Source organism: Paraburkholderia sp. SIMBA_054, from assembly GCF_046534875.1.
GTDB classification, from domain to species: domain Bacteria; phylum Pseudomonadota; class Gammaproteobacteria; order Burkholderiales; family Burkholderiaceae; genus Paraburkholderia; species Paraburkholderia hospita.
Genome location: NZ_JAWRXV010000048.1, coordinates 69,401 through 78,262, shown reverse-complemented (window position 1 = coordinate 78,262; position 8,862 = coordinate 69,401). Strand labels below are relative to the sequence as shown.

8 protein-coding genes and 1 pseudogene are annotated in these 8,862 nt (G+C 63.1%); 2 read left to right on the top strand and 7 right to left on the bottom strand.

The features are described from left to right. Nucleotides 1-220: pseudogene (locus SB822_RS39905) on the top strand (hypothetical protein); the annotation flags it as partial. Nucleotides 221-345: 125 nt separating this feature from the next. On the opposite strand, the gene mctP reads toward SB822_RS39905, so the two are convergent. From mctP to SB822_RS39880, 5 genes are all read right to left on the bottom strand, one after another. After that, the gene (mctP, locus tag SB822_RS39900; RefSeq protein WP_007730929.1) at nt 346-1,896 is read right to left on the bottom strand and encodes a monocarboxylate uptake permease MctP; all 1,551 of its coding nucleotides are present in this window, start codon (nt 1,894-1,896) and stop codon (nt 346-348) included. Next, complete coding sequence (locus SB822_RS39895; protein ID WP_007583374.1) at nt 1,893-2,120, bottom strand: DUF3311 domain-containing protein; 228 nt, start codon at nt 2,118-2,120, stop codon at nt 1,893-1,895. Before SB822_RS39895 ends, mctP begins: the two co-directional genes overlap by 4 nt. A 348-nt stretch (nt 2,121-2,468) precedes the next feature. After that, entirely contained in the window at nt 2,469-3,386 is a 918-nt protein-coding gene (locus tag SB822_RS39890) for a spermidine synthase (protein WP_007730926.1), read from the bottom strand. Beyond that, nucleotides 3,383-3,856: a DNA-deoxyinosine glycosylase gene (locus SB822_RS39885; RefSeq protein WP_086918225.1), complete on the bottom strand. Its 474-nt coding sequence runs from the start codon at nt 3,854-3,856 to the stop codon at nt 3,383-3,385. The genes SB822_RS39890 and SB822_RS39885 overlap by 4 nt, the downstream gene beginning before the upstream one ends. After that, nucleotides 3,856-4,533 (bottom strand): chorismate--pyruvate lyase family protein, encoded by a 678-nt coding sequence (locus SB822_RS39880; RefSeq protein ID WP_410857223.1) that lies wholly within the window; start codon nt 4,531-4,533, stop codon nt 3,856-3,858. The genes SB822_RS39885 and SB822_RS39880 overlap by 1 nt, the downstream gene beginning before the upstream one ends. 196 nt (nt 4,534-4,729) lie before the next feature. Here SB822_RS39880 and SB822_RS39875 point away from each other — a divergent pair, with 196 nt between their 5' ends. After that, on the top strand, nt 4,730-4,996 hold the full coding sequence (locus SB822_RS39875; protein WP_410857222.1) for a hypothetical protein: 267 nt from the start codon (nt 4,730-4,732) through the stop codon (nt 4,994-4,996). 89 nt (nt 4,997-5,085) lie between these two features. On the opposite strand, the gene htpG is transcribed toward SB822_RS39875, so the two are convergent. Both htpG and SB822_RS39865 read right to left on the bottom strand, forming a co-directional pair. Beyond that, the gene (gene htpG, locus SB822_RS39870) at nt 5,086-6,978 is read right to left on the bottom strand and encodes a molecular chaperone HtpG (protein ID WP_007730918.1); all 1,893 of its coding nucleotides are present in this window, start codon (nt 6,976-6,978) and stop codon (nt 5,086-5,088) included. 145 nt (nt 6,979-7,123) lie between these two features. Further along, complete coding sequence (locus SB822_RS39865; protein ID WP_410857221.1) at nt 7,124-8,584, bottom strand: PLP-dependent aminotransferase family protein; 1,461 nt, start codon at nt 8,582-8,584, stop codon at nt 7,124-7,126. Between the last annotated feature and the right edge of the window lie 278 nt (nt 8,585-8,862).

Genomic DNA, 8,862 nt, shown 5'->3' with positions numbered 1-8,862 from the left:
ATCGCTCCCGTTTTACTTCGTCCCTCGAACATCATTTATGTTGCTCATTGCCCCATCGATTTACGTGCTCACGCTCACCGTGCAAGTATTGGATTTGGCCTTTTTCGCTGCCTCGCCCCAACGCGTCGCCTCATATCCGCTTCCTGTTCGTCAGGCCAGCGCTTTGCCTCGGACTTCCTTCAGACTCGCAGTCGCCCGCGAAACCCTTGCCTCTGGCTAACACTTCCCCTTGCCGGGTGTGTAGAGGACTTTCACCTCCGAGTGAGTGCGCCCTGCCGGGCGCACGAAAAAAAGCCCGCAGCATTCGCTGCGGGCTTTCCTGTCAGGCAATCAGCCGATACGAGATCAGGCTTCGTGCACGTCCAGATAATCTTCCGGACGCGTGCGGTCTTCGGCGTGCTTCATGCCGACTGCGCGCACCACGAGGCTGGCGACGACCGACACCACGAGGTTGACGATCAACGACCACACAGCCGCATAACCCGGAATCGCGAGGCCGCCGATATGGATCGTGTAGATCGAGCCGGCGAGCTTCAGCGAAATCGCCATCCACGTGCCGACGGCGATACCCACCGCCCAGCCGAGCAACAGGCCGCGATAGTCGAGCACGCGCGTGTAGAGACCGAGCACGATAGCGGGCAGCGTCTGGATGATCCAGATGCCGCCGAGCAGTTGCAGCTGGATCGCATACGTCAGCGGCAGACCGAGAATGAACGCGACGGCGCCGACCTTCACGATCAGCGACACGAGCTTGGCAATGTTGGTCTCCTGCTCGTGCGACATGTTGCGGTTCACGAACTCCTTGTGGATGTTGCGCGTGTACAGGTTCGCGGCTGCAATCGACATGATCGCGGCCGGCACCAGCGCGCCGATGCCGATCGCCGCGAACGCGACGCCGACGAACCACGACGGGAAGAAGTGCAGGAACAGCGCGGGCACCGCGAAGTTCGGGCCGAACGCCTTGAAGTACGGCGCGAACTCCGGCATGTCCTTCACGCCCGCTGCGAGCGCCATGAAACCGAGCAGCGCGAGCAGACCGAGCACCAGCGAGTACGCGGGCAGCATCGCCATGTTGCGGCGGATCGTGTTGCCCGACGACGACGACAGAACGGCCGTGATCGAGTGCGGGTACAGGAACAGCGCGAGCGCCGATCCCATCGCCAATGTCGCGTATGCGCTATAGCCGTTCAGGCTCGACACGTCCGGCGCCTTCAGCAGCAGCTTGGCAGGCGGCACCGCGCTGAAGATATGCCCGAAGCCGCCCAGTTGCGGCGGAATCACGATGATCGCCGCAGCGATCGTGATGTAGATCAGCACGTCCTTGACGACGGCGATCATGGCCGGCGCGCGCAGACCCGACGTGTACGTGTAAGCGGCGAGGATCGCGAAGGCGATGATCAGCGGCAGATCGCCGACGAAGCCCTTCGTATCGAAGCCGAGCGCACCGATCACCACTTCGATGCCGACCAGCTGCAGCGCGATGTACGGCATCGTCGCGACGATGCCCGTCACGGCGACGGCAAGCGCGAGCATGCGGCTGCCATAACGCGCGCTGACGAAGTCGGCGGACGTCACGTAGCCCTGACGCTTCGAGATGCTCCACAGCTTCGGGAACACGACGAACGCGAACGGATAGATCAGGATCGTATAAGGCAGCGCGAAGAAGCCCGTTGCGCCTGCGCCGAACACGAGTGCGGGGACGGCGATGAACGTGTAGGCGGTGTACAGGTCGCCACCCAGCAGGAACCACGTGACGACCGTGCCGAAGCGCCGGCCGCCGAGGCCCCACTCTTCCAGATGCGCGAGATCGCCTTTACGCCAGTGCGCGGCGATGAAGCCAAGGATCGTGACGCCGATGAAGAACAGAACGAAGACGAAGGTTGCGGTGGCGTTCATCGTGCACCTCCCTTCGAGCGGGCTTTGGTCTTGAAGTACACGACGGCCGTAATCACCGCGCTGATCAGCACCCACAGGAGCTGATACCAGTAGAAGAACGGGAAGTCGAACAGCACGGGTTCGATCTTGTTGTAGGACGGCACCCAGATCATCGCGATCCAGGGTAACAGCAACAACCACAGCCAGTGCTTGCTGGCCTTGTTGGCGTCGGCGTCGTGAGCCATGACGTCTCCTCTTACCTTTTATTGAATTGTGTCCCGCGTCTGGCGGGCAGATGGACCCGGCTGCGGATAACAGACTGGGCGCCCCGAAAGCCCCGAAAGAGTATCGGAGTGGCGAACGACCGGTCAAGCAGGGGTGACCCTAAACGCAACGGTGTTGTCAATACACGAAACGTCGCAGAGTGTGAGATCGGATACGAAAGCAGACATCTCCGCTGCTTCGTTAAGACGCGCGGCGCGATGCCGGCTGAATGAATGTCGAGGCCGCCGTGCCGGCCGAGGCACGGCGGTTGCGCGAGCGCGCTGGCGTTGCACCAGCGCGGGGATTGTCAGATCGCGATGCGACGCGCGTCAGATCGCGAACGTGTCGTTCTGGCCCGTCGATTCCTGCAGGCCCTTGACCCACTTGCGTGCGGGCAATGCGAGCTTTGCCTCGATCAGCTTCGCGCGCTCCTGCAACTGCGCGAACGGCACGTCGATTGCCGGGCCTGAGAATGCGATCGCGATGCGGTTGCCATCGTGCACTTCGGGCAGCGCAATCACGCGTCCATCGAACGCTTCGTTCAGGCGCTTCATGTTGCGCACGAAGCTCGGATGATCGCCGAACAGGTTGACGCTGACGACGCCCGCTTGCGTCAGACACGCCCGCGCGGCGCGATAGAAGGCGACGCTGTCGAGCACCGGGCCGCGCGCCGTCGCGTCGTACAGATCGATCTGCAATGCGCCGACCGTGTCGTGGTTCGCGCGGTCGTTGACGAATTCCCATGCGTCGGTTTCGCGCACGGTGAGGCGCGCGTCGTCCGCGGGCAGGCTGAACATCGTGCGCGCTGCGATCACGACCGCGGGATTCAATTCGACGGCTTCGACCTGTGCGCGCTTCAGGTAGCGATGCGCGAACTTTGTCAGCGAGCCGGTGCCGAGGCCGAGCTGCACGATGCGCTTCGGCGTTTCGAGGAACAGCAGCCATGCCATCATCTGCTGCGCGTATTCGAGTTCGATGTGATCTGGCTTCGACAGACGCATCGCGCCCTGCACCCATTCCGTGCCGAAGTGCAGGTAGCGCACGCCACCTTCTTCCGAGAACGTGACGGGTGCGAAGCGCGGCTTGCGCGGGGCTTCGATCATCGACGCTTTCGCGACGTCGCTGAAGTCGTCTTCGTCGCGCGACGCGCGGGTTTTTGCGCGCGAAATGCGTTGCTTAGGCGCAGCGGATTGATTGTTGCGGAAAGCACGCGCCTCGGCCGAAGCACGCTTGATCAGTTTCGTCATGTGAGGATCTCGCGCCACAGGCGCAATTTTTGGTCGAACGAGAGCATAGCATTGGCGGGGCTGGAGGACGGCAGCACCAGCGTCTCGTAGCCCGCCTCAGCGATCACAGGTGCAAAGCGCCCCGCCGTCTTGCCATTGAAGCAGATCTTCTTGAGCTTCGGCGCGTACTCGCGGAACGATGCAAAGTCGTTTGGCGTCGCGTTGCGGATCGCCACATCGAGACTGCCTTCGCGCGTGCACGCGGCCAGCACGTCCCACACGCCGATGCCATGCTTCAACACGCGCTCGAGCCGCGTTGGGTAATCGAGATCGTGCAGCGGTTCGCCGATCACCGCGCCGAGCAAACGCCAGAACTGGTTGCGCGGATGAGCGTAATACTGCGTCACCGCGAGCGACGCCTCGCCGGGAAAGCTCCCGAGTATCAGCGTGTGCGTGCTCTCGGCGACGACGGGTGGAAAGCCGCGCAGCATCAGCGCACCTCGCCCTGTTTGCCGGCGCGCTTTGCGTTGACATCAGCACGCGATGCCGTGTGGTCGAGCGCCTGCCCATGATCGCGCGGCACCGGCTGCGCCGCCGCGTGCTTGTGATCGCGCATCGCGAGACGCGTCCACAGCGCGGGCAGCATGACTTCCGTGACCATCAACGGCTCGCCGTAACGCTCGAATACGGAACGTCGCGCGAGCAACGCATGGATACGTGCGTCACCCATTTCCCGCAAAGCAAGACGATGCAGCGGATGCCGCGCCGTCAAGCGTCGGCTGACCAGCGACGAACGCGACACACTGCTATCGCTATACAACAGCTCCGCAAGCGGCCGCGTGCGCAAACGGCGCATCGCCTGCCACACGCCCGTGCTCGCCGCGAGCGGCACGATGCTGTGCGCGGCGACGAACGGCTTTCCATCGACCGATAGCACCACCTCACGCACCCACACGGGTGTGCGCGGCGCGATGGCGAGCGCGGTGTATTCGTCGTCGAAGGGTAAATCGACGGCCTCGCGCGTCACGCGCACCGTGACGGCGCCGAGCGTGCGCAAGTGCGCCGTCAGCGAACCGCCGCGTGTGAGCCAGTCTTTTTGATCAGGCGAGAAAACTGGAAGGGACGCGACGCGCCAATGCGCGTCGGCAGCATCGAAGCGGATAGGCATGGGCCGCATTATAGGATGCGCGGCGCATCCGCTCCTTTCAGCTAGAAATCTCCCTACTCACGCGCAGACTAATCCGGTATGCAGTTCAGAACGGTCTGCTACCAATGCGAAAAGCCGCCGTTGAAGATAAGGGCGAGTCGATCCATCCCGTCGATGGCAATCGCTCAGTCAACCCACTTTCACCACGGAGGTTCGTATGACCGCTCACGACAAAGCCACATCGGATCGCATTGCCCATCTCGCCGCTCTCGTGTTGAAACGAGAGCGCGTATCGGAGATAGAAAAGGAACTCGCGGGTTCCGCGCTCGCACAACATCACACGAGCAAACATACGAGCGCCCGGATCGGCAAGGTTGCCGCGCAAGTGCTCGCCGATCGGCATGCATCCGCCGAAGCAAAGGAACTGGCGGGCTCGGTGCTCGCTCAGGTGCGTCAGCATGAGCGCGCTTCGATGGAGCGCTGACCTCGTCGGGCGAGAAACCGCAGGCAAAAAAATGCGCTGCCGAAGCAGCGCATTTTTATCGTCGAAAGCCGGTCAGCCGGCCACGTCTATTAGCGCGCCAACAACAACGCATTCGTCCGCTTCACAAAACTCGCCGGATCTTCGAGCGAACCGCCTTCCGCCAGCAGCGCCTGATCGAACAACAGATGACACCAGTCATCGAAATTCGCGTTATCGGTGCTCAGATTCTTGACCAGGGCGTGCTCCGGATTCACCTCGAGAATCGGATGAAACGCCGGCGCATTCTGCCCAGCCGCCTTCAGCATGCGCTGCAGATAGCCGCTCATATCGCCCTCATCAGCCACGAGGCAAGACGGCGAATCCGTCAGGCGGAACGTCAGACGCACGTCCTTCGCCTTGTCCTTGAGCGCTTCCTTCATGCGCTCGACGAGCGGCTTCAGTTCTTCGCCGACCTTTTCCTGCGCCTGCTTTTCTTCGTCGTTCAGATGGCCCAGATCGAGGTCGCCACGCGCGACGCTTTGCAGCGGCTTGCCGTCGAACTCGTTGAGGAACGACAGCATCCATTCGTCGACGCGATCCGTCAGCAGCAGCACTTCGACGCCCTTCTTGCGGAACACTTCGAGGTGCGGGCTGTTCTTCGCGGCCTGATACGTATCAGCCGTCACGTAGTAGATCTTCGACTGCTCGGGCTTCATGCGCGCGACGTAATCCGCCAGCGGCACCGTCTGCTCGGACGAGTCGTTATGCGTCGACGCGAAACGTGCGAGCTTCGCAACACGCTCCTTGTTCGAGAAGTCCTCGCCGATGCCTTCCTTCAGCACCTGGCCAAACTCCTTCCAGAACGTCGCGTACTTGTCCTTTTCGGCGGCTTCTTCCGAGTTCGCCAGTTCTTCGAGCATCGACAGCGCGCGCTTGGTCACGCCTTCGCGGATCGCCTTCACGTCGCGGCTTTCCTGCAGCAGTTCGCGCGACACATTCAGCGGCAGATCGGCCGAATCGACCACGCCCTTCACGAAACGCAGATACGCGGGCAGCAATTGCTCGGCGTCGTCCATGATGAACACGCGCTTCACGTACAGCTTCAGGCCGCCGCGATGATCGCGATTCCACATGTCGAACGGCGCGTGTGCCGGCACATACAGCAGCTGCGTGTACTCGCTGCGACCTTCGACGCGGTTATGCGTCCACGTCAGCGGGTCTTGATGATCGTGCGACAGGTGCTGGTAGAACTGCTTGTACTGCTCTTCGGTGATGTCGCTCTTCGCGCGCGTCCACAGCGCGCTCGCCTGGTTGACGGTCTCGTCTTCGTCCTTCGTGACCATCTCGCCCTTCTCGGCGTCCCACTCTTCCTTCTGCATCAGGATAGGCAGCGCGACGTGATCCGAGTACTTCTGGATGATCGACTTGAGCTTGTGCGAAGACAGCAGCTCGTCTTCGTCGGCGCGCAGATGCAGCGTGATCGTCGTGCCGCGTGGCGCGCGCTCGATCGTGTCGACCGAGAAATCGCCCTCGCCCGCGCTCGTCCAGCGCACACCTTCCGACGCCGGCAGACCGGCGCGGCGCGTTTCCACCGTGATCTTGTCCGCGACAATGAAGCCCGAATAGAACCCGACACCGAACTGGCCGATCAGCGCCGCGTCTTTCTGCTGGTCGCCCGACAGCTTGCCGAAGAATTCCTTGGTGCCCGAGCGCGCGATCGTGCCGAGGTTCGCGACCGCTTCGTCGCGGCTCATGCCGATGCCGTTGTCGTCGATGCTGATAGTGCGCGCGGCCTTGTCGACCGACACGCGGATGCGCAGGTTCGGATCGTTCTCATACAGCGCGTTGTTTTCGATCGCTTCGAAACGCAGCTTGTCCGCCGCGTCCGACGCGTTCGAGATCAGTTCGCGCAGGAAGATTTCCTTGTTGCTGTACAGCGAATGGATCATCAGGTGCAGAAGCTGTTTCACTTCTGCCTGAAAGCTCATGGTTTCTTGTGCCATGGTCAGTTTTCCTCTTCTATTGCAGGTTGATTCGTGGATTCGGAGCTGAATATGTCTGGAAGCGCAGCGCGCTTTCAGACGTTGCCGGGTCAGATGGGGGCGTGCGCCGCCAATTCAAGAGGCTTCGTGCGCCCTCATGTGGCCCTCAAGAAGCCCGCCGCGCGACGCCGTCCAGATAACGGCACAGGAACGCGGGCAGCGCCGGGTCGCCACAGTTCGCGACGTTGAAGCGCATCCAGGTAGTCGGCGACTGGTGCGGCGAGAACAGGCTTCCCGGTGTCAGCAAAAAGCCTTCCTCGTGGCCGGCGGCCGCCAGCGCGTCGGCGTCGACGCCCGTATCGGCCCACACGAACATGCCCGCCGCGGGCGTCTGGAACATGCGCAAGCCCGTCTTTTCGAGCATCCGCACGGATTTGTCGCGCACGCTGTCGAGCCGCGCGCGCAGCCGCTCGACGTGCCGCCGGTAGTGCCCTTCCGTCAGAATCCTGTAGAGCACGCGCTCGTTCAGTTCGGGTGTCGTCATGCCGACCAGCATCTTCTGGTCGGTGACGGCCTTCGCGACGTCCAGCGACGAAGCGATGAAACCGACCCGCAGATTCGCCGCCAGCGTCTTCGAGAAGCTGCCGAGATAGATCACCCGCTTCAACTGGTCGAGGCTCGCGAGCCGCGTCGCGGGAAAGCCCGGTGGACACAGATCGCCGTAGATATCGTCTTCGACGACGATGAAGTCGTACTCCTCCGCGAGCCGCAGGATGCGAAACGCCTGCGCCGCCGTCAGCGACGTGCCCGTCGGGTTTTGCAGCACGGAGTTGAGGACGAGCATTTTCGGCCGCCAGGTCTGCACGAGCGTCTCTAGCGCGTCGAGATCGGGGCCGTCCGGCGTGTATGGCATGCCGACCAGGCGCGCGCCCTGCGACGCAAAGCGCCCGAACATCTGGAACCACGCCGGATCGCCGACGATCACGGAGTCGCCCGGCTGCACGTAGAGCCGCGCGATCAGGTCTATGGCCTGCGTGATACCCGACACGAGCACGATCTGCTCCGGCGACGCGCCGATCTCCAGCTCCTCGAGCCGCGTCTGCAACTGCTGGCGCAGCGGCAGGAAGCCTTGCGGCGTGCCGAAGCCGAGCATCTGCGCGCCGCTCTGCCGGCCGAGCGTGCGCAGCGCGCCCGTGATCAGCTCGCCGTCGAGCCAGCGCGCTGGCAGATAACCGAGGCCGGGGCCGCGCTCGGGACGCGTCGACGTGTGCAGCATGTTGCGCAACAGCCAGACGACGTCGATCGTGCTCGGCGCGGGCGCCGCGTCGGGCGCGGCGGCGCGGCGCTCGACGGGCAGCGGGCCGGACGCCAGCCGCTCGCGCACATAAAAGCCCGACCCGCGCCGCGAATCCAGATAGCCCTGCGCGACTAGCCGCTCGTACGCCTCGACGACCGTGAAACGCGACACGCCTTTATCGAGCGCGAGCTTGCGGATCGACGGCATGCGCATGCCGGGACGGAACACGCGCTCCTCGATGCGACGGCGCGCCCACTGGACGAGCTGATCGACGAGCGTCAGCGCCGAAGCGTCGTGAGGAGCGGGAATCAGGTCGAGCGGGACGGACATGGCGAACTCCAGCTGGGTGCTGCAAGGGCAACGTCGGGAACGGCGCGCAGCGGGCCCTACCCGTTGCGAGGACAGAAGTCCATCAGACGCGCGGACAACTGTACCGAATAGTATCGAGGCGATTGTACCGTTACTGTGCCGGTCACTGTCGGTACATTTGAATCGACGCTCAGCCTCTTGCGACTGATTTCCGACCCGTTTTTTACCCGGTTTTACCCGTTTCAGCCCCATTTGCGCGCTCCATCCGACGCGGCGCAAAGCCCGCTGATACCGGCCGT

Bases quoted from the DNA above. Each gene is read 5' to 3' on its own strand.
- mctP (WP_007730929.1), bottom strand. From the start codon at position 1,896: ATGAACGCCACCGCAACCTTCGTCTTCGTTCTGTTCTTCATCGGCGTC.
- SB822_RS39895 (WP_007583374.1), bottom strand. From the start codon at position 2,120: ATGGCTCACGACGCCGACGCCAACAAGGCCAGCAAGCACTGGCTGTGG.
- SB822_RS39890 (WP_007730926.1), bottom strand. From the start codon at position 3,386: ATGACGAAACTGATCAAGCGTGCTTCGGCCGAGGCGCGTGCTTTCCGC.
- SB822_RS39885 (WP_086918225.1), bottom strand. From the start codon at position 3,856: ATGCTGCGCGGCTTTCCACCCGTCGTCGCCGAGAGCACGCACACGCTG.
- SB822_RS39880 (WP_410857223.1), bottom strand. From the start codon at position 4,533: ATGCCTATCCGCTTCGATGCTGCCGACGCGCATTGGCGCGTCGCGTCC.
- SB822_RS39875 (WP_410857222.1), top strand. From the start codon at position 4,730: ATGACCGCTCACGACAAAGCCACATCGGATCGCATTGCCCATCTCGCC.
- htpG (WP_007730918.1), bottom strand. From the start codon at position 6,978: ATGGCACAAGAAACCATGAGCTTTCAGGCAGAAGTGAAACAGCTTCTG.
- SB822_RS39865 (WP_410857221.1), bottom strand. From the start codon at position 8,584: ATGTCCGTCCCGCTCGACCTGATTCCCGCTCCTCACGACGCTTCGGCG.